Source organism: Methylacidimicrobium tartarophylax, from assembly GCF_902143375.2.
GTDB lineage: Bacteria > Verrucomicrobiota > Verrucomicrobiia > Methylacidiphilales > Methylacidiphilaceae > Methylacidimicrobium > Methylacidimicrobium tartarophylax.
The window spans coordinates 1-553 of sequence record NZ_CABFVA020000064.1 but is presented as its reverse complement, the minus strand read 5'-3'; the positions used below and the strand labels follow the sequence as shown (position 1 = coordinate 553).

Sequence of the window (553 nt, the reverse complement as noted above, 5' to 3'; positions counted from 1 at the left end):
ATCTTGCGCCTTCACAGGTCGGTATGCGCCACGGGCTTCTCTCGGGCGACGATCGGTGGGCCGAAACTCGTATCGCCGACGGCATTCCAGAGCTTCGGCCCTCATCGGACAGTAGACTTCGATTCCCTCCGCCTGCAGAGCCTCGACCTGCTCTCCATTGGCATATCCCGTGTCCACCAGCACCGCACGGACCTGACCGGCTTCCGTAGGAATGGCTCGAACGTCGGCTTCCCACTCGCCGGTATCGTTGGCGCAGACGCTCACCCGAGCCGAAAACACCAAGGCACTCCCGTCCGCATCCACGGCCGCCTGCGCATTGTAGCTCTGTTCAAAGGCTTCGTTCCGGCTCTTGCGCATCAGCCGGCTCTCGGGATCGGTCAGGTTGCTTTGTTCCTCCGCCCCAGGCTTCTCCTCCGGAAGCTGAATGTGCCGGCCTTTGGCACTTCCCTTGCGGGCTTCCCGTTCCTCTACCTTCCGCTCGCTCCTTGGCCCGCTCCTCTAACCGGCGTTGCGCTTCCTCCAGCTTTTCCTGGAGCCGCTGCCGCCGACCAAT

1 pseudogene is annotated in these 553 nt (G+C 63.1%); it reads right to left on the bottom strand.

The window, feature by feature from the left end:
- Positions 1-357, bottom strand: a pseudogene (locus MAMT_RS11630) (hypothetical protein); the annotation flags it as partial.
- Positions 358-553 lie beyond the last annotated feature (196 nt).